Raw genomic sequence first — 26,573 nt, forward strand, 5'->3', positions numbered from 1 at the left:
GTTCCCATGAGATCGGCGCCCGCAGACGCGGTGCAGCGGTACCGCAAGCAGAAGGGGTGGAACAGTTGTCTGACGAATCGCAGTCGACGACGCACACAGTGCCGGTCGAATCCCTGCTGCCGGCGGACTCGCCGCGTCTGGAGGGCCTGAACGAGGGCCATGCGCAGGCACTGGCGGAGAGCGGGACCGAGTTCGAACCGATCCTCGTGCACCAGGACACGGGGCGCGTGGTCGACGGCATGCATCGGCTGCGAGCCGCGATCCTGCGCGGGGAACGCCGCATCACGGTCCACTACGTCGACGGCCCGTCGGCCGACCTGTTCATCCGGTCGGTGCAGGCCAACATCAGCCATGGCCTTCCCCTGACGCTCGGGGACCGCAAGGCCGCGGTCCTGCGCATCCTCGCGACCCATCCCCACTGGTCCGACCGGGCCATCGCCGCCGTCACAGGGGTGTCGCCGAAGACGGTAGGGGCAGTACGGGGGAAACGTTCGACTGAGGAATCTCCTCAGTCGAATCCCTCGATCCCGCGCGTGGGCCGGGACGGCCGGGTGCGCCCGGCGGACATGCCGGAGCGGCGGGAGAAAGCCCGGTCCCTGCTGGCGGAGCGGCCCCGCGCGACGCTGCGCGAAGTGGCCCAGGAGGCCGGTGTCTCCGTCAGCACCGCGCACCGCCTGCGGCAGGAACTGCGGTCCGGTACGGCCGTCCCCGGCCCGGAGGATCGGACGCCGCCCGCGGTGGCCGCGCACGAGGACTCCGCGTACCTCGCCTCGCTCGTGGTCGCGGCGTCCCAGCGGTGTTCCGGCCTGGCCACCCTCCCGACCCCGGCGGACTCCTCCTCGCGAGCGCCGGCGCGCATCCGGGTGCGGGCCATGGACGTCCTGTCCAACGATCCTTCGATTCGCTTCACGGACAGCGGCCGCGCCCTGCTGCGCTGGCTCAACGGCCAGGCCCACGGGCTGGCGGCGGGCGAGCAGCTGCTGGCCTCCGTCCCACCGCACTGCGCCCGTGCCCTCACCGAAGTGATGAGTCACTACGCCCGGGAGTGGGAACGGCTGGCCGCCGGGCTGCAGGAGACCGACTCGATGAACGGCTCCTGGCGCGCGGTCCGTTGAGAACACCGCCGACGTGTCGTCGGCGGTGAGAGGCCACGCTCGGCCTGGCGGTGACACCCTCGACCCGCCCCCATGCCCGCAGACGGTGCTCGCCTCACGCGGTGCGTCTCGCCCCCATCCTGCGACGTGTGACGTCGACGCGCCGTGGCGCATTTCCAGGCACAGGTGGCGAACCTGAGAAATCGCGAGTGACGAAGCTCACGTTTGAGATGGTCATCGCATCGCTACATGCCGTTTACGCAGGAAACAGAGTGGTGAATATGCCCAATTGCCGGACTCGTGGGCATGGGGGAAACCTTCTGTGGCGCCCACTTCGTGGCTACGGTGAGACGCGAAACGAGGGGGCAGGCAACGAGCCCCGGGCTTCGCGGCCGTGCTCCCCTCGCCCGGATCCGCTCTGCTGATCCCAGTGATTCGGTCCGCACGTCATGGACCTCGTGTTCCCCAGGTGCCGGTGGCAATCCGTCAGAGGCGGGCCGGCGTCATGGGTGACGGCGACGCGTCGGAACAGGAGACGCTCGCGTACAGGTGACCAGCGGGCCCGTGTGGCAGGTGCGATGTGTTCTGACAGGAGCAGAGTGAACATCTCGGTGGACGACGCCAGAGTCAAGGCCAAGGCGCTTTACGAGGCACGCGCGACGGGCTGCCCCATCCCTCCCTTCACCGACGAGCATCCGGCGCTGGACATGCACGACGGATACGCCATCCAGCGCGAACTGGTCGGGATGCTCACCGCGGCCGGCGACAGCGTCGTCGGATACAAGGCGGGACTCACCTCCGTCCCGATGCAGGAGATGCTCGGTGTCAGCACCCCGGACTACGGACCGGTGCTGAGCTCGACCGTGTACGAGAACGGGGCCACCACGCCGAGCGGGGCGTTCATCGCGCCCAAGGTCGAGGCGGAGATCGTCTTCCGGCTCGGAACGCCTCTGAAGGGGCCCGGTGTCACCCTGGCCGCGGCACGCGAGGCGATCTCCGAGGTCATGGCGGGGCTCGAGATCGTCGATTCCCGGATCGAGGACTGGAGGATCCGGCTCGCGGACACGGTCGCCGACCTCGCGTCGAACGGCGCCGTCGTGCTCGGCCCTCCGGTCGCGCTGCCCGATGACTGCGATGTGCGCCTCGTCGGCATGGCCTTCTCCCGCAACGGCGCACTCGTGGCGACCGGAGCGGGTGCCGCCGCCCTGGGGGATCCGGTCGCGGTGGTCGCCTGGCTGGCGAACGTTCTCGGCGAGCACGGCGTGACGCTCGAAGCGGGCCAGCTAATCATGACGGGTGCCCTCCACGCAGCGGTCGCGATGTGTCCCGGCGACAGCTTCGTGGCCGAGTTCGACCGGCTCGGCACCGTCACTCTGCACGTGGGCGACGCGTAGACCACGGACGCGCCCAAGGTGAACCTCTGGACAGGGAAGGGAGAAGCAGCCATGAAGCGAAACGGGCGCCTGCCCGTGGCCGTCCTCGGCGCCGGCCTCATCGGAGTCGATCTGGCCGAGAAGATCATGCGTTCGGAGTTCCTCGACTGCGGCCTGGTGGTGGGACGCGACGAAAAGACGCCCGGCTTGCGGCAGGCGGCCGAACTCGGTCTTCCCATCGGCACGCGCGGCATCGAGTCCCTCCTGGACGCTCCGCAGCCGTTCGCGATCGTGTTCGACGCGACGAACGCCATGGCCCATGCCGAGCACGCCGAACGCCTGAGTCTGTCGGGCACGAAGCTCGTGGACCTGACGCCGAGCAAGGTGGGGCGGATGGTGATTCCGAGCGTGAACGGGGCGGAAGTCCTGGGCTGCGACGACATCAACATGATCAGCTGTGGTGGCCAGGCCTCGATACCGATCCTGCACGCGATCACCCAGGGACACCGGGTCGAGTGCGTCGAAGTCGTCACGACGGCCGCCAGCCCGAGTGTCGGGCGCTCCACCCGGCTCAATCTCGACGAGTACATCGAGACCACGCAGGACGCGGTACGTGACTTCACCGGCGTCAAGGACGTCAAGGCGATCCTCAACATCAGCCCGGCCAGGCCGCCGGCCACCTTCCGCGTCGCCATGTCGATGCTGGGGGAGGGGTTCAGCACGGAGTCGGTGAACGCGGCCGTGACGGCCGCGGCCGAACAGGTGCGCTCCTTCGTCAAGGGCTACCGGATCACCGCCTGCGTCGTGGAGGAGAACAAGGTGTTCGTCGCCGCGGAGGTCACGTCGTCCGGCGGACGCATCCCCCTGTACGCCGGCAACCTCGACATCATCAACTCCGCCGCGGTTCATGTCGCCGAACAGTGTGCGGCGGTCGGCCTGGCGAGCATCGGAACGGAGACGTCATGAGCGCGGCAACATCTCCCGGCGGTGCCGGAAAGCCGGTTCTCATCCACGACGCGTCCCTGCGCGACGGGCATCACGCCGTCCGTCACCAGCTGGACCGGGACCAACTGCGTGCCTACGCGCGGGCGGCGGACGCCGCCGGCGTTCCGGTGGTCGAGGTGGGCCACGGCAACGGTCTGGGAGCCTCCTCCCTCCAGGTCGGGCAGGCCCGGCTCGGCGACGACGAGATGCTGTCGGTCGTGCGAGAGGCCCTGCGCGACAGCAAGATGGCCGTCTTCATGCTGCCGGGATGGGGCACGACCGCAGACCTCGAGCGGGCCATCGCCCATCAGGCGGACGTGGTGCGGATCGGCACGCACTGCACCGAAGGAGACCTCGCCGAACGGCATCTGGGCTTTCTCCGTGAGCAAGGCGTCGAGGCCCAGGCCGTTCTTCTGATGAGTCACATGGCGACTCCCGAACGGCTGGCGAGCGAATGCGCCCGGCTGGTGGAGTACGGTGCGACCGCGGTGGGCATCATGGACTCCTCCGGCCACTATCTGCCGGCCGATGTCACGGAGCGCATCGGTGCCATGCGTGCGGCCGTCGAGGTGCCCGTGATGTTCCACGCCCACAACAACCTCGGGATGGCGGTCGCGAACTCGATCGCCGCGGTGGAAGCGGGTGCGGACATCCTGGACGCCTGCGCCCGGGGCTTCGGGGCGGGCGCGGGGAACACCCAGCTGGAGGTCCTGGTGCCCGTGCTGGAACGGATGGGCTTCCCGACGGGAATCGACCTGTACGGTCTGCTGGACGCGGCCGACCTCGCCGAGCGCGAACTCATGCCGGCCCCGCCCACCATCGACTCGGTGAGCGTCGTCAGCGGTCTGGCCGGAGTGTTCTCCGGGTTCAAGAACCGGGTCCTGGACATCTCGCGGCGTGAGGACGTCGATCCGCGTGACGTGTTCTTCGAACTGGGCAAGAGGCAGGCCGTGGCGGGCCAGGAGGACCTCATCGTCGAGGTGGCCCTGGCTCTGAAGGCGGCTCGTGGTGCGTGAAAGCCGCAACCCCGCGGCTTCCGGTCGGGTGAGGACAGCGAGGGAAGAGCCAGCCGTGTACGACGTACTCAAGGACATCCTGGTCAGCGACCTGCACGTACGCGAGAAGGATGTCGTGCCCACCGCCACCCGCGACGAGGTGGGGCTGGACTCCCTGGCGGTGCAGGAACTCGCCACCGTGCTGAACGAGCGGTTCGGCATGGAGGTCCACGACTACGAACTGCTGGACACCCGCACCCTGGCCGACGTGGCCCGCCTGATGGCGGAACGGCGGCCGGGAGGCTGAGAGCCCCACAGTCGATCCGGGCGCCGTTCGCACGACTCAGCGCGGGCGGAGCCCTCTCCATCGGGAGTCCCATGTCTTCTCCACCACTGCGTGCGGTTCTCGAAACCGTCGCCTCCTACCAGCCGTCCCCAGGCGTCTACGGATCGACCGCGCGACCTCGCCCGCTGTCGGCGAACGAGTCGCCGCACACTCCCCTTCCCGGCATCGTCGAGGCGATCGCGGAGGCCGGCTCCACGGTGAACCGCTACCCGGACCCCGGGTGCGGACCGCTGATAGGCGCCATAGCCAAGGCCCACGGGGTCGAGGAGGACCGCATCGCGGTCGGCGCCGGTTCCGTGGCGCTCCTCCAGACCCTGTTCCAGTCGATCGCCGACCCCGGCGCCGAAGCCGTGTACGCCTGGCCGTCGTTCGAGGTCTACCCCACGCTCGCGGCCCTGGCCGGCGTGGAGTCCGTACAGGTCCCGCTGAGCGACGAAGGACATGATCTGCGGGCCATGGCCGACCGGATCTCCTCCCGGACCAGGCTGGTGATCATCTGCAACCCCAACAATCCGACCGGCACGGTCGTCGGTCACGAGGAACTCCGGACGTTCGTCGCGTCCCTGCCGCCGACCTGCCTGGTGGCCGTGGACGAGGCGTACCACGAGTACGTCCGGGGCCCGGCGGCGACCAGCGCCCTGGGGCTGTGCGCCGCGCATCCGAACCTCGTCGTCCTGCGCACGTTCTCGAAGGCCTACGGCCTGGCCGGGCTGCGGACCGGATATCTGGTGGGGAACGCCCATGTCGTCGAACGACTGCGCCGGGCATGTCTCCCCTTCGCGGTGAACACCGTCGCGCAGCAGGCGGCGGTCGCGGCCCTCGGACTCGAGGAGCAACTGCTGCGGCGAGTCGACAGCACCGTCGCGGAACGCACCCGGGTGCGTGACGCCCTGCTGCGCCGCGGCTGGGAGGTACCGGACAGCCAGGCGAACTTCGTCTGGCTGCGACTGGGCCCGCACGCGGTCGACTTCGGTGGGTGGTGCGCGGGCAAGGGCGTCACGGTACGGGCGTTCCCGGGCGTCGGCGTGCGCGTGTCCATCGGTTCCGCCGAGGACAACGACCAGTTCCTCGCCGCGGCGGACGAGTGGAACTCCTCACGGCGGACGGCCACGGCCGGAGCCGGCCAGACGCGCCAGGCCCGAAAGGAGACGGAAGGATGACCACTCTTCACACCGCACGCGGTGCGCTGATCCCGGACGGCGCGGGGGTCTCCCGACACGTCGTCGTCGCGCCGGGCATGTGCAGCGGCGGCTCACTGGTGTTCGGCCGGATCGGGGACTGGACCTGGGAGGTGGTGAGCGAGTCGTGCCGGATCAACGTGCACGCGGCCCGGACCGCCGAAGGAGACCCCGCCTACCTGTCCTTCTACTACTTCCATGTGCGTGGCGGAGACGTCGTCCATCCCCACGGGCTCACCTTCGGCGACGAGCTCCGGGTCGACTCCCGGGCCTTCCAGTTCGGCACCCAGTCGGTCATCACTCTGCACCGGCTGGCCCCCGCCGGTCTGGAGCTGCCGGACGGACCGCTGGACCCGGCGGAAGTGTACGAACACCCGCACCCGCAGTGCCTCTACGCGGAGAACTTCAACCGGTGGATCGCCCGCACCACCGCGGGCAGCAACCGGGGTCTCGCCCAGGTGACACCTCCGGACTTCACGTACCAGGAGCTGGCGCCGCTTCCGAACGCCTACTCTCCTCGGTCCCTCGTGGGCCGGGCCCGGGCCACCGGAAGCTTCCACCCCGAGGGGCCGGCGGGCTTCCACGAGGTCGGGCAGCCCCAGACCTTCGACTACACCCTGGACGTCGTGCGCGACCTCAACGGCGCCGGGCTGATGTACTTCGCCTCGTACTTCTCCGTCTTCGACACGGTGCTGCTGCGTCAGTGGCGATCGCTGGGACGCACGGACGAACAGTTCCTGCGGCGCAAGGTCCTCGACCAGAAGATCGGCTACTTCGGCAACGCCGACCCCGGCACGGTCTTCGCCGTCACCGTCCGCAGGTGGCGGAGCACCGGCTCTCCGGACGTCGAGGTGGCCGACATGGCCCTGCGCGACACGGCGACCGGGCAGCTGATCGCCGTCACCGCGATCGAGATCGAGGCGGCGGGCATCCGCTCCTCGGACGCCTCATGAACGGCGACGCCGCCGGCGCGACGGTCTGGCTGACCGGCCTGCCCAGCGCCGGCAAGACCACGATCGCGCTGACCGCCGCCGACCGACTGCGGTCCGCGGGGCGTCGGGTGCACATCCTGGACGGCGACGAACTGCGCGCCCACCTGACGGCCGGCCTCGGCTTCTCCCGCAAGGACCGGGACGTCAACGTGTGCCGTATCGGCTACGTCGCGGAGCTGCTCGCCTCCCACGGTGTGACGGTGCTGGTACCGGTCATCGCCCCGTACGCGGACGCCCGCGCGGCGGTCCGCGAGCGGCACGCGGCCGCCGGTACCGCGTACGTCGAGGTGCACGTGGCGACGCCGGTCGAGGTGTGCGCCGTGCGCGATGTGAAGGGGCTGTACGCCAGGCAGGCGCGGGGCGAGATGTCCGGCCTGACCGGGGTGGACGATCCGTACGAGCCGCCGGCCGCACCGGATCTGCGGATCCCGGCGCACGAGCAGAGCAAGACGGAGTCGGCGGAGGCGCTTGTCGCGTTGCTGCGGGAGAAGGGGCTGGCATGACGACCGTGACGACTCGGGCCGAGAGAACCGACCACCCGTACACCCTGACCCATGCGGACGCGCTGGAGTCGGAGGCCGTCCACATCTTCCGCGAGGTGGCCGGCGAGTTCGAGCGGCCGGTGATCCTCTTCTCCGGCGGCAAGGACTCCATCGTCATGCTGCACCTCGCGCTGAAGGCGTTCGCGCCCGCCCCGGTGCCGTTCGAGCTGCTGCACGTGGACACCGGACACAACTTTCCGGAGGTCCTGGCGTACCGGGACCGTGTGGTGGCGGCACATGGACTGCGCCTCCATGTGGCGTCCGTACAGGACTACATCGACCGCGGAGTGCTCAAGGAGCGCCCCGACGGGACCCGCAATCCGCTGCAGACGCTGGCGCTGACGGAGAGGATCCAGTCGGAGCGGTTCGACGCGGTCTTCGGTGGCGGCCGCCGTGACGAGGAGAAGGCCCGTGCCAAGGAACGGGTGTTCAGCCTCCGGGACCAGTTCTCGCAGTGGGACCCGCGCCGCCAGCGCCCCGAGCTGTGGCGGCTCTACAACGGCCGGCACGCCCCCGGCGAACACGTACGTGTCTTCCCGCTGTCCGACTGGACCGAGCTGGACGTGTGGCAGTACATCGCCCGCGAGCGCATCGAGCTGCCGGAGATCTACTTCGCCCATGAGCGCGAGGTCTTCCAGCGCTCCGGCATGTGGCTGCCCGTGGGGGAGTGGGGCGACCCGAAGGACGGCGAGACCGTGGAGAAGCGGCTCGTCCGCTATCGCACGGTCGGTGACATGTCCTGCACCGGCGCGGTCGACTCCGACGCGGTGACCCTGGATCAGGTGATCGCGGAGATCGCCGTGTCCCGGCTGACCGAGCGGGGCGCGACGCGCGCCGACGACAAGCTCTCCGAGTCCTCCATGGAGGACCGCAAGCGCGAGGGGTACTTCTGAGCATGACCAGGACCAGGACCAGGACCAGAACCGGGACCACGGAACCCTCGACCACCACCCTTCTGCGGTTCGCCACCGCCGGCTCCGTCGACGACGGCAAGTCCACGCTGGTGGGCAGGCTGCTGCACGACTCCAAGTCGGTTCTGGCCGACCAGCTTGAGGCCGTGGAGCGGGCCTCGGCCGGGCGCGGCCAGGACGCCCCCGACCTCGCCCTGCTCACCGACGGTCTGCGCGCCGAACGCGAACAGGGCATCACCATCGATGTCGCCTACCGCTACTTCGCCACCCCGAAGCGACGGTTCATCCTGGCCGACACACCCGGGCACGTGCAGTACACCCGCAACATGGTCACGGGAGCCTCCACCGCCGAACTGACCGTGATCCTGGTCGACGCCCGCCACGGTGTCGTCGAGCAGACCCGCCGGCACGCCGCCATCGCCGCGCTGCTGCGCGTCCCGCAGGTCGTCCTGGCGGTCAACAAGATGGACCTGGTCGGCTACCGCGAGCCGGTGTTCGCCGCGATCGTGGCGGAGTTCACGGCGTACGCCGCCGAGCTGGGCATCCCCGAGGTCACCGCGATCCCGATCTCGGCCCTGGCCGGGGACAACGTGGTGGAGCCGTCGGCGGTCATGGACTGGTACAGCGGCCCGACCGTGCTCGAGTACGTGGAGACGGTCCCGGTCAGCCACGACCTGACCCACCGCAACGCCCGGCTGCCCGTGCAGTACGTCATCCGGCCCCAGACCGCCGAGCACCCCGACTACCGCGGATACGCCGGTCAGATCGCGGCCGGTTCCTTCCACGTCGGCGAGCCGGTCACGATCCTCCCGTCCGGTCGTACGACGAGGATCTCCGGCATCGACCTGCTCGGCAGGCGGGTCGACACGGCCTGGACCGGGCAGTCGGTGACCGTCCTGCTTGAGGACGACATCGACGTCTCGCGTGGCGACCTGATCGTGCCGACGACGGACGCGCCGGCGACCACCCAGGACATCGAGGCGACCGTCTGCCATGTGGCCGACCAGGCGCTGACCGTCGGGCACCGTGTGCTGCTCAAGCACGGCACCCGTACGGTCAAGGCCATCGTCACGGACATCCCGTCGCGGCTCACCCTCGACGATCTGTCCCTGCACCCCCACTCCGGTCGGCTCGTGGCCAACGACATCGGCCGCATCACGATCCGTACCGCCGAGCGGCTGCCCGTCGACTCCTACGCCGACTCGCGCCGCACCGGCTCGTTCATCCTGATCGACCCGAGCGACGGCACGACCCTGACCGCGGGCATGGTCGGCGAGTCCTTCGCCGCTCCCGAACCGGCCAGGGGCACCGCCGCCGACGACGACGGCTGGGACTTCTGAACGAGCGGCCGGACCGTCGCGCCGCTCGTCACCCTGCCGTCCCTCCCGCCCCTGCCGTCCCTGCCGTCGCTTCTGCCCCAGCCGTTCCTTCCGTGGCCCGGTCCGACAGCACGGCGCCGATCGAGGCGAGCGGAGCGGGATCCAGCATCTCGTAGTGGCCGCACGCGACGTCGAAGGCCGAGAGCCGCCCGCCGGCGCACACCTGCCAGGAGTCCGGCGCGGCGTCCGAGGCGTCCGACGCGGCCCGGAAGTGGAGCACGTCCACACCGTGCGTCCGCACCGGAGGCGTCCGCAGCGCCTCCACCGCCGACCGCACCGCGAGTCGCGCCCCTTCCACCACCCGCTCCCCGAGCAGGGCGATCTGCTCCGGTGGCGTCCCGTCCGCGGCGAACCCGGCCGACCCGGCCACGTGCCGGTGCGTCTCCTCCCAGCCGGGCAGCCCCTCCTCGGGAGCCGGATACGAGTCGAGCAGGGCCACGAACTCCACGGCGTGCCCCGTCGCCACCAGCTCCGCTGCCACTCCGTAGGCCAGGGTGCCGCCGACCGACCAGCCGAGCAGCCGGTACGGACCCTCCGCCTGCACCTCCCGGATCCGCCGCGCGTACTCCCGCACCAGCTCGTCCGGCTTGCGCGCACCGCCCTCCGGATCGGTGAGGCTCGGCGCCTGCAGCCCGTACAGCGGCACGTCCGGATCCAGGTGCGGCAGCAGCCGGGCGTACGGCCAGGCGAGTCCGCTCGCCGCGTGCACCGCGAACAACGGCCTCAGACGTCCACGGGTCCGCAGCGGCAGCAGTACGTCCAGGCCGGATCCGTCTCCCTCGCCGTCGAGCCGGCGTGCGAGGGCCGCCGGGGTCGGCGCCTCGAACAGGGCACGGACGGACAGGTCGGTGCCCAGGACCGCACGCACCCGGCTCACCAGCCGGGTCGCCAGCAGGGAGTGCCCGCCCAGATCGAAGAAACCGTCGTCCGGGCCGACCCGGTCCACCCCGAGCACCTCGGCGAACAGCGCGCACAGCGGCTCCTCGTGCGCGTGGGCCGCCTCCCGGCGGGCAGCGGCGCTATACGCGGGAGCCGGCAGCGCCCGCCGGTCCAGCTTGCCGTTCGGCATCAGCGGGAACCGCTCCAGCGGCACCACCGTCGACGGCACCATGTAGTCCGGCAGCGTGTCACGGGTGAAACGCCGCAGCTCCGCGCCGTCGAGCGGCGCCCCGGGTTCGGCCGCCACGGCGTACGCGACCAGCCTGCGGTCGCCCGCCCGGTCCTCCCGTACGACCGCGACGGCACGCGCCACGCTCTTGTGCCGCAGCAGGGCGGCCTCCACGTCGCCGAGTTCGATCCGGAAGCCACGGATCTTCACCTGGCCGTCGAGCCGGCCCAGGTACTCCAACTGCCCGTCGGCCCGCCACCGCACCTGGTCGCCCGTGCGGTACATCCGGCCGCCGGGCGCGCCGAACGGGCAGGCCACGTAGCGCTCCGACGACAGCGCCGGCCGGTTCAGATAGCCGCGGGTGACGCCCGCGCCGGCGATGTACAGCTCGCCCGACTGACCCACCGCGACCGGCTGGAGCCACGGATCCAGCACGTACATCCGGGCGTTGGGCACCGGCCGGCCGATCGGCGGATCGCCGTCGCCGTCCTCGTCGCCGCTGCGCCACCAGGTCGAGTAGGTGGTCGCCTCGGTCGGGCCGTAGATGTTGGTGACCGCGCAGCCGGGCACCCGCTCCCGCAGCTCGCGCAGCAGGGCGAGCGGCACCGCCTCCCCGCCGAGCACCACATGCCGTGCCGAGACCTCGAAGGCGCCGCCCGCCGGCATGCTCGCCATCGCCGAGGGAACGCCGCTGACCAGGCTCCCCTCCCAGCCGTCCCGTTCGAGCAGGGCGAACAGATCGTCGACCAGTTCCAGACAGCCGCCGAGCGCCAGGGTGGTGACGATCTCGAACACCGACACGTCGAAGCTGAGCGAGGTCGACGCCAGGACCCGCGCCATGCCGTCGGCGCCGAAGTGGTCCTCCACGATCGCCACGAAGTTGACGGCGTTCGCGTGCTCGACGACCACGCCCTTGGGGACGCCGGTGGTGCCCGAGGTGTAGATGACGTAGGCGGGGTGCTCGGGGAGGAGAGGTCCCGGCCGCTCCGCGTCCACGACGTCCGCGTCCTGCTGCTCCTCGACGCGCCGCGCCACGGCGGGGTCGTCCAGGACGAGCGCGGTCGTGCCCTCCGGCAGCACGCTCCTGGTCGCCTCGGTGACGACCGCGAGCCGGGGCCGCGCGTCGCCGAGCATCCGCGCCACCCGGTCGGCCGGGTAGCGCACGTCGACCGGCACATAGGCGGCCCCGGCCTTGAGCACGGCGAGCAGGGCGACGACCATGTCCGCGTTCCTCGGCAGCGCCAGAGCCACCCGGGTCTCCGGTCCCGCACCCTCGGCGAGCAGCACGCGCGCCAGACGGTTCGCCCGGCGGTTGAGCTCGTCGTACCCGAGGACCCGCCCCTCGTGCGCGAGGGCCGGCAGATGCGGGATCCGCGCGGCCCGCGCCTCGATCAGGGCGGGCAGCGTGGCCGGTGCCACCGGGCGGTCGGTGGCGTTCCACTCCTCGAGCACCCGCCGGCGCTCGCCGGCCGAGAGGACCGGCAGGCTGCCGGCCGCGCGGTGCGGATCCTCGGCGATCGCCTCCAGGATCCGTCCGAACCGCTCGGCGATCCCCTCCACCGTCCCGCGCCCGAGCAGATCGGGCCGGAAGTCGATCCGGATGCCCAGTTCCTCGCCCGGCGTGCAGATCAGGGAGAGCGGATAGTGGGTGGCGTCGAACCCGGTGACATCGACGAGAAGGGCCGCGCCGAGACGGCGCTCGCCCGAGCCCATCGGATAGTTGTCGAAGACGGTCGTGGTGTCGAACAGTGCCCCGAAGCCCGCCTGCTGCTGGATCTCCGTCAGCCCGACGTGATGGTGCTCGAAGAGATCGAGCTGCTCGTCCTGGACCCGTTGGAGGAGATCGAGCAGCGTGTCCCGCGGACCGATCCGCACCCGCGCCGGAACGGTGTTGATGAGCAGCCCGACCATCGTCTCGACGCCCTCGACGTCGGCGGCCCGCCCCGACACCGTCATCCCGAACAGCACGTCGCCCTGCCCGGTCAGCTGCCGCAGCACCAGTCCCCAGGCCACCTGCGTCACCGTGCCGAGGGTGACCCCCGCCTCCCGCGCCCGGTCCGTCAGCGCGGCCGTGCGCGCGGCGGGCAGCGTGCGCACCACCCGTTCGGGCACCACCGTGCCCGTACCCTGCGCCCGCGGCGCCACCAGCGTCGGTCCCTCGATCCCGGCGAGCGCCTCCGCCCACGCGTCCCGGGACCACTCCGGGTCCACCTCGCCGAGCCACTCCAGATAGGAGGTGTACGAGGGGGCCGGCGGCAGCGGGTGTGCCGCGGCACCCGCTCCGGCGTCGTACAGCCGGAACAGCTCGTCGAGGAGGATCGAGGTGGACCAGCCGTCCAGAATGATGTGGTGGTTCGTCAGGACGAAGCGCCACCGGGCGCCGCCCAGACGGACCAGCAGGAAGCGGACCAGCGGCGGTCGGGCGGTGTCGAAGCGCCGCCGCCGCTCCTCCTCGACCAGCCGCGCGGCCTCGGCCTCCCGGTCGCCGGGCGCCGTCCCGGTGAGGTCGGCCGTCCGCCAGTCCAGCGGGACCCAGGGCGGCACGAAGCGCACGGGCGCGCCCGACGCGTCCGTACGGAACCCCGAACGCAGGCTGTCGTGCCGGTCCAGGAGCACCTGGCAGACCTCGCGCAGGAGAACGGGGTCGACCGGGCCCTCGAAGTCCAGTGCTAGCTGGGTCGTGTAGATGTCCTGGGCGTCCGTGTCGAACGCCGTGTGGAAGAACAGCCCTTGCTGGAGTGGCGCCGGCCTCGACGTCGGCTCGTGGGCCTGGTTCTGGGCCTGGTCCTGGGCCTGCTCGTAGGCCTGCTCCTGGGCGTGCTCGTGGGTGCGATCTGGTGCGGTCACGCCGTCTCTCCCGGTTCGCCGGTACGTGCGGTCAGGGTCTCCAGTGCCTCGAACCAGGCGTCGGCCAGAGCCTCCACCCGGGGCCGCTCCAGCAGGGCCTTCGGATACGCCCAGGTGACGTGGAGTTCCGGCCGGTCCCCGCGGTCGTGGACGACCGCGGACACCTCCAGGAGGTGAGTCAGGGGCATCTCGGGGTCGCCGCCTCCGGCGACCGCGCCGGCTTCCGGCGCCAGGCCCCAGTCGGCCTCGTCCGCCCGGTCGAACCGGCCCAGGTAGTTGAACAGGATCTGCGCCCGGGGCCGCGCCGCCAGCACGGGAGCGGTCTCGGGATGGAGATAACGCAGCAGGCCGTAGCCGAGCCCCTTGTCCGGCATGCCGGCGAGCCGGCCGTCCACGGCCCGTACGGTGCCGTCCGGATCGTCCGGCCGCCCCGGGAGCCGTACGGGGAACATGCTGGTGAACCAGCCCACGGTCGCCGACAGGTCGAGGCCGCCGACGATCTCCTCGCGGCCGTGCCCCTCCACGTCCACGAGGAACGACGCGTTGCCGTTGGAGGGCGCGCTGTCGGACCTGTCGCCGGGGCCCAGCGCCGTACGCCACCGCGCCGCGGCCGTGCTCAGCGCGCCGAGCAGCACCGCGTTCACGCCGACGCCGAGCCGCGCGGGCACGCGGGTCAGGAGCGGCTCCGTCCGGTCGGCGGGAAGGACACGGGTGACGGTGCGTTTCGAGCCCTCGACGTCACGGCCGGCCACGAGATCCGCACCCCGGACGAGGTCGTCCGCGCCCTCGACGAGCCCCAGCCAGAAGGGGAGTTCGAGCGCCCGCCCGCGCGCCTCGCGCTCCAGGAGGCGCCCCCAGTCGGCGAAAGACACGGGCGTGAAGTCAGGCCCCGCCGTCCGCGGGGCCGCGCCGGTGCTCAGGTCCTCCAGGAGGATCCGCCACGAAACACCGTCCACCACGAGGTGGTTGATCATCAGGAGCAGTCGGCCGGGCCGGTCCGGACCCGCGTCGAACCACACCGCCTGGAGCATGTTCCCGTCGCCGGGCGCCAGTCGTCGTCGTGCCGCGTCCGCCTCGGCGCGGACCAGGTCCGCGAGCCTCTCTCCGGCGAGGCCGGCCGAGTCGATCCGTACGACACGCCCGGCCGCGTCGACCGCACCGCGCGGCAGGACCTCAAGGCGCCACGTGGGGGTACGCGTCAGCCGCATCCGCAGCGCGTCGTGCCGGTCGAGCAGCGACTGGAGCAGCGCGCGCAGCCGCGACGGGGACAGGTCCGCCGGGGCCCGTACGAGCACGGACTGATGGAAGCCGTCGACGGGGCCGCCGCGTTCGCGCTGCCAGTGGACGATCGGGGTGAGCGGCACGTCGCCGGCCGTCGGCGCCGGGGCGGATCCTGTCGCCGCGCCCGCCTTGGGCGTCCGTACCTTCGCGTGGACGGCCAGTTCGGCGACGGTCCGGTACCGGAAGACGTCCCGCGTGGAGATGGCCAGACCGCGTGCGCGGGCCCGCGACACCAGCCGGATCGACACGATGCTGTCGCCGCCGAGCTCGAAGAAGTCGTCCTCGACGCCGACGTCGGGCCGTCCGAGGATGGCCGCGAACAGTTCGCAGAGCAGTTTCTCGGCGGGGGTGCTTGGTTCCCGGGCCTCGCGGCTGGGGGAGGCGGGTCCGTGCGGGGCGGGCAGCGCGGACCGGTCGAGCTTTCCGTTGGGCGTGAGCGGCAGCCCGTCGGGAAGCACGACGACGGTGGGGACCATGTACGGCGGCAGCGCCTGCCGCGCCCACTCGGTGAGTGCGGGGACGAGGTCGTCGGCGGTGCCGGCGGCCCGGACGGGTACGACGTACGCGACGAGCCGGCGCTCGCCCGGCCGGTCCTCGCGCACCACCACGGCGCTGCGGGTGACGCGGTGGTGACGGTCCAGGACCGCCTCGATCTCGCGGGGCTCGATACGGAAGCCACGCAGCTTCACCTGGTCGTCGGTGCGCCCGAGGAAGGCGAGCTCCCCTTCGGAGTTCCACCGGACCAGGTCGCCGGTGCGGTACAGGCGGGCGCCGGGCGGACCGTACGGATCGGCGACGAACCGCTCGGCGGTCGGCCCCGGGCGGCCGAGGTAGCCGCGGGCCACGCCCGCACCTCCGATGTACAGCTCGCCCGGCACTCCCACGGGCACCGGCCGCAGCGCCTCGTTCAGGACATAGACCCGGGTGTCGCCGAGTGGGGAGCCGAGCGGCGGGTGCTCCGCGTTGTGGGGGCCGATCGGGGCCGCGAGCGACCAGATGGTCGTCTCGGTGGGCCCGTACACGTTGGTGACCTCCGCGGCCAGGGCGGCGAGACCGCCGGCCAGGGCGGGCGGCAGCGCCTCGCCGCCGACGAGGACGCGCAGCCCCCGGACCGCGTCGGGGATCTCGGCCACGAGGCCGGACCACAGGGAGGGCGTCGCCTGGACGGCGGTGACCGCGTGCCGTCCGATCAGCCGGCCGAGGGCGTGCGGCTCGCGCACCTCGTCGGGAGAGGCGAGGACGACCGCGGCACCGCCGAGCAGGGGCAGGAGGAGCTCCAGGTGGGCGATGTCGAAGGCGACGGTCGTCACGGCGAGCAGGCGGTCGGTGGGGCCCAGCGGCAGCCGGTCCCGCATGGCGGCCAGCAGATGGGCGAGATTGCGATGGGTGACCGCGACCCCCTTGGGCCGGCCCGTCGATCCGGAGGTGTAGAGGACGTACGCCGTGGCGTCGGCCGGGATCGCCCCGTTGGGGCTGGGGCTGGGGCTTGCGTCTGGGATCGGGCTCGGGGTCGGGTTCGGGCTTTGGGTACCAGTCCCGGCGGTGAGCCGGGGGTCGTCCAGGGTGAGCCAGTCGTCGGTGCCGAGCGCGTCGCGGGTGGCGCGGTCCGAGAGCACCAGGAGCGGCGCGGCCTCGGTCAGCACCGTCTCCACCCGGTCCTTGGGGTGGTGCGGGTCGACCGGGAGGTACGCGGCACCGGTCCGGTGCACGGCGAGGAGCGCGACGAGGAGGTCGGGAGTACGCTCCATGGCCACGGAGATCAGCCGCTCCGGGCCGGCGCCGAGCTGCCTCAGATGCCCGGCCAGTCGGTCCACCCGCGCGTCGAGCTCCCCGTACGTGATCCGGTGGGCCCCGTGGAGCACCGCCACCGCGTCGGGTGTCCTGGCGACCTGATCGCGGAACCACTGCGGCACCGAACCGGTCGGCGCCTCCGAACCGGCCGCCGGACCGCTCCACTCCGTGAGGACGGTGTGCCGCTCGGCGGGGGACAGGACGTCCAGCTGCCGTACCGGCCGGGTGGGACGGGCGGCCGCGTCGGCGAGGAGGTGGGTGAAGCATCCGGCGAGCCGCTCCGCGGTGGCGTGGTCGAAGAGGTCGCGGGCGTAGAAGAGGGTGCCGTCCAGACCGCCGTCGGACTCGGTGAGGTCGAAGAGCAGATCGAATGGGCTGGTCCGGTACCGGCCGTGATGCAGCATGTCGACATGGAGGCCGGGCAGTTCCACGGCGCCGGTCGCGTTGTTCTGCAGACTCAGCATCACCTGGAAGAGCGGGTGCCGGGCCGCCGACCGCACCGGGCTGACGGCGTCCACGACCTGCTCGAAGGGCACGTCCTGGTGCTCCAGCGCGGCGAGGACCGCGGTGCGGACGCGGTGGAGCAGGTCGCCGAAGTCCGGATCCCCGGAGACGTCGGTCCGTACCACCACGGTGTTCACGAAGCAGCCGACCAGGTCGTCGAGACCGCTGTCGGCGCGTCCGGCGACCGGGCTGCCGACGAGGATGTCCGTCCCGGCGCCGAGCTGCCGCAGCAGGCCCGCCAGGCCGGCGTGCAACGCCATGAACACGCTCGCGCCGTGCTTCCGCGCCAGGGCGGTGAGGCGCGCGTGGGCCTCGGGGGCGAGCCGGAACGGCACCGAGCCGACGCGATGGGTGGCGGCGGCGGGGCGCGGCCGGTCGGCGGGCAGCGGGATCTCGTCCGGAGCCGCGGCCAGCGTGCGTTTCCAGTGGACGAGTTGCCGGGCGAAGGGGCTGTCGGGGTCGCCCGGTTCCCCGAGTCCCTCCCGCTGCCACAGTGTGAAGTCGGCGTACTGCACGGGAAGTTCCGGGAAGTCGGGGGCCCGCCCCCGCAGCCGTGCGGTATAGGCCTGGGAGAGGTCGCGGAGGAAGGGTGCGGCGGACCAGCCGTCGAAGGCGATGTGGTGGATCGTGACCGCGAGGACGTGTTCCTCGGGGGCGCAGGCGAAGAGCTCGGCCCGCAGCGGTGCCTCCCGCGCCAGGTCGAAGTCGTACGCCGACGCCGCGTCCAACGCCGTCTCGACGTCCCGCTGTGATGCCTCCCGTGCGGTCAGAGCGAACTCTGATGTCTCCAGAACCAGTTGACGAGGTGCACCATCGGTGACCGGGAATACCGTGCGCAGGCTCTCGTGCCGGCGCACCACGTCCCGCAGCGCCGCCGACAGTGCCGCGGTGTCCAGCGGACCCGTCAGCCGCAGGGCGGTCGTGACGGTGTGCGAGGCGGCGCCCTCCGCCAGCTCGCCCTGCAGCCAGAACCGCAGCTGGGAGAACGACGGAGGCAGTACCTCCCCGCGTGGCCGGGGCCGCAGCGGCCCACGGCCGGAACCCGCTGCCCCGACCCTCTCGGCGAGCCCGGCGGGCGTCGGCGACTCGAAGACCGTACGCATCCCGATCCCGTCGTCCAGCACCTCGCGCAGCCGGTTCCCCAGCCGGATGGCGAGCAGGGAATGGCCGCCGAGCTCGAAGAAGTCGTCGTCCGCACCGACCTCCGGCAACCCGAGGATCTCGGCGAACAGTCCGCACAGCAGCCGTTCGGCGGGCGTGCGGGGAGGGCGGGGCACGCGGGACCCTGCGCCCGTCCCCGGGGCTGGCAGAGCGGCCCGGTCGAGCTTGCCGTTGGGCGTGAGGGGAAGCCCGTCGGGGAGCACGACGACGACGGGGACCATGTAGTCGGGCAGGGTCCGCCGGGCGTGCTCGGCGAGGTCCGGGGCGGGATCGCCGTCGATGTGCGGGGCGGGGACGACGTAGGCGACGAGGCCGCGCTCCCCGGGCCCGTCCTCCCGTACGAGGACGGCGGCGCGGCCGACGGCCGGGTGGCGCTCCAGCGCGGCCTCGATCTCGCGGGGTTCGATGCGGAAGCCGCGTATCTTGACCTGGTCGTCGACGCGGGCGAGGAAGTCGAGCTCGCCGCCCGCGGTCCACCGGACGACGTCACTCGTGCGGTACATGCGGGTGCCGGGCGCGCCGTACGGGTCGGCGACGAAGCGCCCCGCGGTGAGTCCTGGCCGGCCGAGGTAGCCGCGGGCCAGTCCGGCGCCCGCGAGGTACAGCTCGCCCGGCACCCCCACGGGCACCGGACGGAGCCGCTCGTCCAGCACGTACACCCGTGTGTTCGCCATGGGCCGGCCGATCGGCGGCTTGCCGCCGTCCGCGTCCCGGGCCGGGTCCATGCTCCTGAAGGTGGAGAACGTCGTGTTCTCGGTGGGCCCGTAGACATGGGTCAGCACGGCGCCGGGGAAGTCCGTCAGCATCTGCCGCACGGCCCCGGCCGACGGCTGCTCGCCACCCGTCCAGAGGTGCCGGAGCCGGCCGAGCGCCGAACTCCTCTCCGTGACCAGCAGGTTGAAGAGCGCGGTGGTGAGGAACGCGCTCGTCGCGCCCCCCTCGGCCACGGCCCGCTCCAGCGCCTGCGGCGAGGAGTCGCCGGCCGGCACCATCACGACCGTGCCGCCCCCGAGCAGCGGCACCCACAGCTCGTACGTCGAGGCGTCGAAGGAGTGCGGCGAGTGGGCGAGCACCCGCGCGTGGCCGCCGTCCGCCGCCCAGCAGGGATCGGCGGCGAGAGCGACGATGTTCCGATGGGTCACCAGGACGCCCTTGGGGCGGCCGGTGGAGCCGGACGTGTACATCGCGTACGCGGCCCGGTCGCCGGTGATGTCCGGCCACCCGCCCACGTCCGGATCGGGGCCGGCCGCATCGGGGCCGGCCGCATCGGCGTCCTCGGCCAGGACCAGCGGCACGCCGAGCGGCGCGCCCGCGAGTTCCTCCGCCCGCTCCTTCGTGGACGCGTCCGCCAGGAGCAGGCAGGGCCGAGCCTCCTCCAGGATCGCGCGCTGCCGCTCCACCGGGTTGCGCGGGTCCAGGGGAAGGTAGGCGGCCCCCGTCTTCAGTACGGCGAGCAGGGCGACGACCAGGTCGGCCGAGCGGTCCACGGCCACGGCGACCAGCCCTTCCGGACCCGCGCCCTGCCCGCGCAGTCGGCGGGCGAGGCGGTCGGACCGGGCCTCGAGCTGCGCGTAGGTGAGCCGGGACGCGCCGCAGATCACCGCGGTGTCATCGGGTGCGGCGGCCGCACGCCGCCGGAGCAGCTCCGGTACGGAGCCGTTCGGGATCGTCGTGTCCCGGCCGTTCCACGTCTCCAACGTCGTCCGGCGCTCGGCGGGGGCGAGGATCTCCAGACGGCCGATGCGCCGCTCCGGCGCGGCGACCGCCTGGGCCAGGAAGGCCGTGAAGCAGCGGACCAGACGCTCGGCGGTGTCGTGGTCGAAGAGGTCGCGGGCGTAGACCAGGGCGCCGTCGAGCGCCCCGTCGGTCTCCGTGACGTCGAGGAGCAGGTCGAAGGCGACCGTCCGGTGCGGGCCGGGGGCCAGCAGGCGGGTGGCGAGGTGGGGGAGGTGCGCGGCGGCGCCCGCGTTGTTCTGCAGGCTGAGCATGACCTGGAAGAGGGGGTGCCGGGCCGCCGACCGTGGCGGGTTGACGGCCTCCACGACCTGCTCGAAGGGCACGTCCTGGTGGTCGAGCGCGGCCGTGACCCCCGCCCGGGCCTGCTGGAGCAGGTCGTGGAAGTCGGGGTCGCCGGAGGTGTCGGTGCGGATGACGACGGTGTTGACGAAGCAGCCGACGAGGTCGTCGAGGCCGACGTCGGTGCGGCCGGCGACCGGGCTGCCGACCAGGATGTCGGTGCCGGCGCCGAGCCGCCGGAGGAGCCCCGCGAGCGCCGCGTGGAGGACCATGAACGTGCCGGCGCCGTGCCGGAGGGCCAGGCTGGAGAGGTGCCGGAAGCTGTCGGGCGGCAGGTGGAAGGGGACGGTGCCGGCCCGGTGGGTGGCGGTGGCGGGGCGCGGCCGGTCGGTGGGCAGGGGGAGTTCGGCCGGCGCGTCGGCGAGGGCAAGGGTCCAGTGGGCCAGTTGCTCGGCGAAGAGACTGCCCGCGTCGTCGGGCGCGCCGAGCTCCTTGCGCTGCCACAGGGTGAAATCCGCGTACTGGAAAGGGAGTTCCTCCCAGGACGGAGGTACGCCGTCGAGGCGCGCGGTGTAGGCGTACGACAGCTCGCGGAGGAACGGTGCGACGGACCAGCCGTCGAAGGCGATGTGGTGCACGGTGATCGCCACCACGTGCTCGTGCGGGTCGACGGCGAGCAGGACGGCCCGCAGCGGCATCTCGCGCTCCAGGTCGAAGAGGTGCTCGGCCGCGTCGGTCACGGCCGCCTCGACGTCCTTCTCCGCGACGTGTCGTACGGGCAGCTCGACCGTCACCGCCTCCAGGATCCGCTGCCCGGGCACTCCGTCGGTGACCGGGAAGACCGTGCGCAGGATCTCGTGCCTCGTCACCACGTCCCGCAGCGCGTCGCGCATCGCCGCCCGGTCCAGCGGGCCCGTCAGCCGGAGCGCCATCGAGGCGTTGGGCGATTCGCCGGCGCGGTCCATCTCTCTCTGGAACCAGAACCGCAGCTGCGAAAACGACAGAGGGATCACGGTGGTCTCGGCCTCTCGGGTCTCTCGGATCAGTGCGCTTCGGATGCTTCGCGGAGGGCGTTCAGGTGGCGCAGCCCGTCCAGTACGGTCTTGGTGTCGATGCCGAAGTCGATCAGGCAGGCGATCTCGTCCACGCCGATGCCGCGCAGCCGCTCGACCGTCGCCGTCGCCTCTTCCACCGTCCCGAACAGCCCCCGCTGCTCGAAGTACGTGTCGAACGACTGGTCGACGAGGAAGTCGAGGTCCTCGTCCTCCAGCGCGTCGATGTCGAAGTCCGGGTCGAGGGCGCCGAACGAGCGGGCGAGAAGACGGACCGAGCTTCTGAGGTAGGCCCGCAGCGGTCCTTCGACGGCGGCGCGCACCTCGTCCCGACCTGCGCCGAGGAAGGTGTGCAGCATCAGGACGACGTGCCCCTCCCAGTCGTCGTGCGTCTCACGCGCCGTGCGCCGGTACTCGGCGATCTTCGCGGCGAGTTCGTCGACATCCTGGTGCAGCAGATGGGTGAGGACGCCGGCCCGCGCCGCCGCCGCCGTACGGAAGGTGTCCGTGTCGCCGGCGCTGGTCACCCAGAGCGGCAGCTCCCGCTGCACCGGCGGCGGGAAGATCCGTACGGTCGCCGGTACGCCGTTGCCGTCCACGACCGCGTGGCCGTCCCCGCGCCACAGCGCACGGAGTTGTTCGATGCTGTCGGTGAGCACGCGTTTGCGGTCCTCGTACGGCACCCGGCTCAGCGCGAAGTCCACCGGGTGCCAGCCGGAGGCGAGGGACACCCCGGCCCGCCCGCCGGAGAGGTTGTCCACGACCGACCATTCCTCGGCGATCCTCAGCGGATGGTGGAGCGGTGCGACGACGCTCCCGGCGCGGATGGCGACGGTGCTCGTGACCATCGCCAGGGCGGCGCCCACCACGGACGGGTTCGGGTAGAGCCCCCCGAAGGGGTGGAAGTGCCGTTCGGGCGTCCACACCGCGCGGAAGCCGTTCCGGTCGGCGAAGCGGGCGCCCTCCAGGAGGAGTTCGTACCGTCCGGCGTCGCCCCGCGGTGTGCTGTCGTCGGCGAAGTAGAAGAGGCTGAAGTCCATCGGGAATCCTTCGGTAGCCCTTGCCGTATGTGGTCCGGTCGGTGTCGCGAGCCCGTGCAACCGTCAGCCGGGGCGCGGCATCCTCCGCAGGGCCGGTCGCGCCGTGCGGGTTCCCGTGAGCCGGGCCGCGAGGCCGGCCACCGTGGGCGCGTCGTAGACCGTGCGGATCTGGACCTCCACCCCCAGCTCGGCGCGGACGCGGCTGACCAGCCGGGTGACGAGCAGCGAATGGCCGCCGAGCGCGAAGAAGCTCTCGTCGATCCCCACGACGTACGCCGCGTCCGCCTCGCTCACCCCGCTTCCCGCGTCCATCTCGATTCCCGCGTCCACTCCGTCCACTCCGTCCGCCGGTCCCGGCGCGGCGAGCCCGAGGACCTCCGCGTACATCCGGCACAGCGCCGCCTCCTGCGGGGTCCGCGGTCGTCGACCGGCCCCGCGCCGGGCGCCGCGCGAGGCGGGCAGGGCGGTCAGGGCCGCCCGGTCGAGCTTGCCGTGCGGGGTGAGCGGCAACTCGTCGAGGACGACGATCGCGGACGGCACCATGTACACGGGGAGGTACGCGGCCGCCCACGCGCCGACCGACGCGATCAGCTCCGTGTCGTCCGACGCCGCGAAGGGCACGTTGACGTGGTGCTCGGGATCCACCGCCGGCGCGGACCCGATCTCCGGCGGGACGTCCCGCTCCCCGGAGGAGAACTCGACGTCGACGTGGTCGGGCCCCGCCTTCGCGGACCAGCGCACCACGACGCGGTACCCCAGCTGTTCGCCCAGCCGCGCAAGCTCCTCCGGGTCCGGACCGGAGCCCGGTGACCCTCCCGACGCCCGCAGATCCTCGGCGAGCCGCGCGTTGGGCACCCCGGAGACCCGGACGGGAACGGCGTCCCGCGCGCGGTCCCGCAGGGCGTCGGCGACGTCGTGGAGCGTACGGACGTCGGCTCCCCACAGCAGTTCCGTCACCGCGCCGGTGCGGGACGGCGACGCTGGGCCGGCGCTGCGCAGGACGACGTCGTAGCGGTAGCGGGTCAGTTCGTTGTGATGGGTTCCCCGCTTCAGCCGTACGTCGCAGGTCGCGAAGAGCGACCCGGACCCCTCGGCCGCGACCGTCAGCGACCGGAAGAACTCCGGATCCACCAGCAGCTCCGGCTCCGCGGCCATGCCGCGCGCCACAGCCCGGCGATGCTCCCCGCTACCCGGCACGACGCCCGCCGAACGGGCCGCGACCGCACCGTGGAAGGACTCCATGAGTCCCAGGTGCCGGACGTCGCCGACGAACACCGACCCACCGGGCGCCAGGGCGGCCGCCGCGAGCTCCAGCACCCGCGCGAGATGGCGTCCGCTGGGGAAGTACTGGACGACCGAGTTGAGGACGACCACGTCGAAGTACCCGCGCGGAACGCCCTCGTGGTCGTCGGCCGGCCGACTGCGCAGGACCACCCGCCCGGCCAGGTCCGGTCGCTCGTCCACCTGCCGCCGCAACCGCTCGATCACCCGGGGCGCGAGGTCGAGTCCCCAGTAGGCCTCCGCCTCGGGGGCGATGCGCGACAGCAACAGGCCGCTGCCCACGCCGAGTTCGAGAACGCGCCGGGGCCGCAGGGCACGGATGCTCCGTACGGTCTCGTCGCGCCACTCCCGCAGCTCCTCCAGCGGCAGCGCGCTGCCGTCGTATCCGCTGTTCCACCCGGTGAACTCCTCACCGAAAGCCGCCGGTTGGCCGTCGGCCGGCACGGCGTCGTGAACGCGCCGCCAGGCGGCCACGCGGGCCGCGTCGCCCGGGCGGCCGGCGCTCGCCGACGCGGTCGGCTCGCGCCGGACGTAGGCGACGAGCCTCCGGTCGCCGTCGTGGTCCTCGTGCACGGTCACCGCGGCGGCGGACACCCCGGGGTGGCCGGCGAGCCGTGCCTCGACCTCGCCCGGTTCGATCCGATGCCCGCGCACCTTGACCTGGTCGTCCGTACGACCAGCGAACTCCAGTTCGCCCGACGTCCGCCGGCGGGCCAGGTCGCCGGTGCGGTACATCCGCGTCCCGGCCGGGCCGTACGGGTCCGCGACGAAGCGCTGCGCCGTCAGACCGGGCCGGTCCAGGTAGCCGCGGGCCAGGCCCGCCCCAGCGACGTACAGCTCGCCCACCACTCCGGCGGGCACCGGCCGCAGGGCGGCGTCGAGGACGTAGAGGCGCGTGCCCCGGATGGCCCCGCCGATCGGTGGTGTCCCGGCGCTCGGCGCGAGGGGCCGGCTCATGGTGACGCAGACCGTGGCCTCCGTCGGTCCGTACGCGTTGATCAGGGTCCGGCCGGGAGCCCAGCGCCGCTGCTGGTCGGCGTCCAGGGCCTCGCCGGCGGCGACCAGGACGCGTACGCGCGGGAGGGCGTCGGGCGGCAGGACGCGCAGCACCGACGGGGGCAGGGTCGCGTGGGTGACCCGCTGTTCGTCGGCGAGACGGCGCAGGCCGGGCCCGGGCAGCAGGCTGAGGGCGGGCGCCAGGACGAGCGCGGCCCCCGCCGACAGCGCCATCGCCAGCTCCCAGAAGAACGCGTCGAAGCTGGGCGAGGCGAACTGCAGGACGCGGCTGTCGGCGTCCACCGCGAGGGTGTCGCGCTGGTGGGCGGTCAGGTTGGCGAGCCCGGAGCGGGTGACGACCACGCCCTTGGGCAGGCCGGTGGACCCGGACGTGTAGATGACGTACGCGGGCAGCTCGCCCTGCGTACGCCGGGCGCCGGCCGGCGGTCCGGACGCCGGGGCGCGCCGCAGCGCCGCGGCGGTCTCCGGAGCGTCCATGTCGGTACGGGGCACCGCGGTGCCGGCCGGCAGGACCGTGCCGGAATCCGCGAGGAGCAGCGCCGGGGCCGCGTCGCCCAGGATGTGGGCGATGCGCTGCCGCGGGTAGCCGGGGTCAACCGGAAGGTGGGCGGCCCCCGTCTTCATCACCGCCAGGACCGCGACGACCAGCTCCACCGATCGGTCGAGCGCCGAGGCGACCACCGTCTCCGGCCCGGCGCCCCGCGCGGCCAGCACGTGGGACAGCCGGTTCGCGCGGGCGTCGAGCTCCGCGTACGACACCTCGTCCTTCCCGAACACCACCGCGGTGGCGTCCGGGGCGGCCCCGGCGCGCTCCTCGAAGAGGTCGAGCAGCGGCCGTGCCGGGGCGGCCGGGACGTCGGCGGTGGAGTCCCCGCCGAGGAAGAGCCGCAGGGGAACGGTGTCCGTCCCCTCGGGCACCACATAAAGGCGCAGGGCCTCCCACTGGGACGGGGTGACGTCGAGGTCGGTGGCCTCGTACTCCTTGAGAAACCGGGCGAACAGCTCCGGTTCGGCGCGCAGTTCGTCGGTCGGAAGGAGCAGGGTGTCACCGCGGCAGATCCGGACCCACTGCCGGACCGAGGCGTCTGAGCCGAGGTCCGCGTGCCACACCACCCGCGCCGGGGCCGGTGTGCCCGACGGTAACGCGTCGAGGCCGAAAGGAAGATCGAGGCCGGAAGCGGGATCGGGGTCGGAGGCGGGATCGGAGTCGGAGGGGAGATCGGGTCCGGCGGTGAGATCGACGCGGCGCGTGCCCACCGGCCACTCGGTGTCGTCCGGCCCCGTGGTGAGCACCAGGCGCGCCCCGGCATCCTCGACTGACAGGCGCCGCAGGTGCGCCGGTTGGGCGGGGTCGAGCGGTACATACGCCGCGCCGGTCCGCCACACCGCGAGCATCGCCGTCACCAGGTCGACACCGCGGGGGAGATTCAGGGCGACGGTCGTACCGGGCGCCGCGCCCGCCGCGCCCAGCACCCGTGCGGTCCGCTCCGCCCGCTCGCCCAGCTCGCCGAACGTCACCGACTCCGACGGCGTCACCACGGCGGCACGCTCGGGGTGCCGGGCCGCCTCCCGCAGAAAGCGCGTGAGGAGGTCGATCGCGCTGGTGACCACGGACAGCTCCTTGCAGGGGAAAGGGGGCGATGCCGGTGCGGGCGGTGGCGGAGGGGCGAGCGCGGCGCCT

At 72.6% G+C, this 26,573-nt stretch carries 14 protein-coding genes; 10 read left to right on the plus strand and 4 right to left on the minus strand.

What is annotated here, in order from left to right; translation table 11 throughout:
• The first annotated feature begins 65 nt into the window (after positions 1 to 65).
• The 10 genes from ACFWWU_RS26745 to ACFWWU_RS26790 all read left to right on the plus strand — a co-directional run bounded on the left by ACFWWU_RS26745 (position 66) and on the right by ACFWWU_RS26790 (position 9,755).
• A complete protein-coding gene (locus ACFWWU_RS26745) occupies positions 66 to 1,115 on the plus strand; it encodes a helix-turn-helix domain-containing protein (RefSeq protein ID WP_384148524.1) in 1,050 nt (349 codons plus the stop codon).
• A gap of 578 nt (positions 1,116 to 1,693) precedes the next feature.
• Positions 1,694 to 2,488: a 2-keto-4-pentenoate hydratase gene (locus ACFWWU_RS26750; RefSeq protein WP_384148526.1), complete on the plus strand. Its 795-nt coding sequence runs from the start codon at positions 1,694 to 1,696 to the stop codon at positions 2,486 to 2,488.
• Between the two features lie 51 nt (positions 2,489 to 2,539).
• Positions 2,540 to 3,433, plus strand: a complete 894-nt coding sequence (locus ACFWWU_RS26755) for an acetaldehyde dehydrogenase (acetylating) (protein WP_384148528.1) — start codon at positions 2,540 to 2,542, stop codon at positions 3,431 to 3,433.
• Complete coding sequence (gene dmpG, locus ACFWWU_RS26760) at positions 3,430 to 4,467, plus strand: 4-hydroxy-2-oxovalerate aldolase (RefSeq protein WP_384148530.1); 1,038 nt, start codon at positions 3,430 to 3,432, stop codon at positions 4,465 to 4,467. Before ACFWWU_RS26755 ends, dmpG begins: the two co-directional genes overlap by 4 nt.
• Before the next feature lie 55 nt (positions 4,468 to 4,522).
• Positions 4,523 to 4,753, plus strand: a complete 231-nt coding sequence (locus tag ACFWWU_RS26765) for an acyl carrier protein (RefSeq protein ID WP_317592256.1) — start codon at positions 4,523 to 4,525, stop codon at positions 4,751 to 4,753.
• 71 nt (positions 4,754 to 4,824) lie between these two features.
• Positions 4,825 to 5,952: a histidinol-phosphate transaminase gene (locus tag ACFWWU_RS26770; RefSeq protein ID WP_384148532.1), complete on the plus strand. Its 1,128-nt coding sequence runs from the start codon at positions 4,825 to 4,827 to the stop codon at positions 5,950 to 5,952.
• The gene (locus ACFWWU_RS26775) at positions 5,949 to 6,923 is read left to right on the plus strand and encodes an LnmK family bifunctional acyltransferase/decarboxylase (protein ID WP_384148534.1); all 975 of its coding nucleotides are present in this window, start codon (positions 5,949 to 5,951) and stop codon (positions 6,921 to 6,923) included. The genes ACFWWU_RS26770 and ACFWWU_RS26775 overlap by 4 nt, the downstream gene beginning before the upstream one ends.
• The gene (gene cysC, locus ACFWWU_RS26780; protein ID WP_384148536.1) at positions 6,920 to 7,465 is read left to right on the plus strand and encodes an adenylyl-sulfate kinase; all 546 of its coding nucleotides are present in this window, start codon (positions 6,920 to 6,922) and stop codon (positions 7,463 to 7,465) included. The genes ACFWWU_RS26775 and cysC overlap by 4 nt, the downstream gene beginning before the upstream one ends.
• A complete protein-coding gene (gene cysD, locus ACFWWU_RS26785) occupies positions 7,462 to 8,397 on the plus strand; it encodes a sulfate adenylyltransferase subunit CysD (protein ID WP_384148538.1) in 936 nt (311 codons plus the stop codon). Before cysC ends, cysD begins: the two co-directional genes overlap by 4 nt.
• Before the next feature lie 2 nt (positions 8,398 to 8,399).
• Positions 8,400 to 9,755 (plus strand): sulfate adenylyltransferase subunit 1, encoded by a 1,356-nt coding sequence (locus ACFWWU_RS26790; protein ID WP_384148540.1) that lies wholly within the window; start codon positions 8,400 to 8,402, stop codon positions 9,753 to 9,755.
• Positions 9,756 to 9,783: 28 nt separating this feature from the next.
• On the opposite strand, the gene ACFWWU_RS26795 is transcribed toward ACFWWU_RS26790, so the two are convergent.
• The 4 genes from ACFWWU_RS26795 to ACFWWU_RS26810 form a co-directional block, all read right to left on the minus strand.
• Complete coding sequence (locus tag ACFWWU_RS26795) at positions 9,784 to 13,749, minus strand: amino acid adenylation domain-containing protein (protein WP_384148542.1); 3,966 nt, start codon at positions 13,747 to 13,749, stop codon at positions 9,784 to 9,786.
• On the minus strand, positions 13,746 to 21,515 hold the full coding sequence (locus ACFWWU_RS26800; RefSeq protein ID WP_384148544.1) for an amino acid adenylation domain-containing protein: 7,770 nt from the start codon (positions 21,513 to 21,515) through the stop codon (positions 13,746 to 13,748). The genes ACFWWU_RS26795 and ACFWWU_RS26800 overlap by 4 nt, the downstream gene beginning before the upstream one ends.
• A gap of 29 nt (positions 21,516 to 21,544) precedes the next feature.
• Positions 21,545 to 22,594: a MupA/Atu3671 family FMN-dependent luciferase-like monooxygenase gene (locus ACFWWU_RS26805; protein WP_384148546.1), complete on the minus strand. Its 1,050-nt coding sequence runs from the start codon at positions 22,592 to 22,594 to the stop codon at positions 21,545 to 21,547.
• Positions 22,595 to 22,657: 63 nt separating this feature from the next.
• The gene (locus ACFWWU_RS26810) at positions 22,658 to 26,503 is read right to left on the minus strand and encodes an amino acid adenylation domain-containing protein (RefSeq protein WP_384148548.1); all 3,846 of its coding nucleotides are present in this window, start codon (positions 26,501 to 26,503) and stop codon (positions 22,658 to 22,660) included.
• Positions 26,504 to 26,573 lie beyond the last annotated feature (70 nt).

It is taken from the genome of Streptomyces sp. NPDC058650 (assembly GCF_042717315.1).
GTDB lineage: Bacteria > Actinomycetota > Actinomycetes > Streptomycetales > Streptomycetaceae > Streptomyces.

Bases quoted from the DNA above. Each gene is read 5' to 3' on its own strand.
- cysD (WP_384148538.1), top strand. From the start codon at position 7,462: ATGACGACCGTGACGACTCGGGCCGAGAGAACCGACCACCCGTACACC.
- ACFWWU_RS26770 (WP_384148532.1), top strand. From the start codon at position 4,825: ATGTCTTCTCCACCACTGCGTGCGGTTCTCGAAACCGTCGCCTCCTAC.
- ACFWWU_RS26755 (WP_384148528.1), top strand. From the start codon at position 2,540: ATGAAGCGAAACGGGCGCCTGCCCGTGGCCGTCCTCGGCGCCGGCCTC.
- ACFWWU_RS26790 (WP_384148540.1), top strand. From the start codon at position 8,400: ATGACCAGGACCAGGACCAGGACCAGAACCGGGACCACGGAACCCTCG.
- ACFWWU_RS26805 (WP_384148546.1), bottom strand. From the start codon at position 22,594: ATGGACTTCAGCCTCTTCTACTTCGCCGACGACAGCACACCGCGGGGC.
- ACFWWU_RS26775 (WP_384148534.1), top strand. From the start codon at position 5,949: ATGACCACTCTTCACACCGCACGCGGTGCGCTGATCCCGGACGGCGCG.
- dmpG (WP_384148530.1), top strand. From the start codon at position 3,430: ATGAGCGCGGCAACATCTCCCGGCGGTGCCGGAAAGCCGGTTCTCATC.
- cysC (WP_384148536.1), top strand. From the start codon at position 6,920: ATGAACGGCGACGCCGCCGGCGCGACGGTCTGGCTGACCGGCCTGCCC.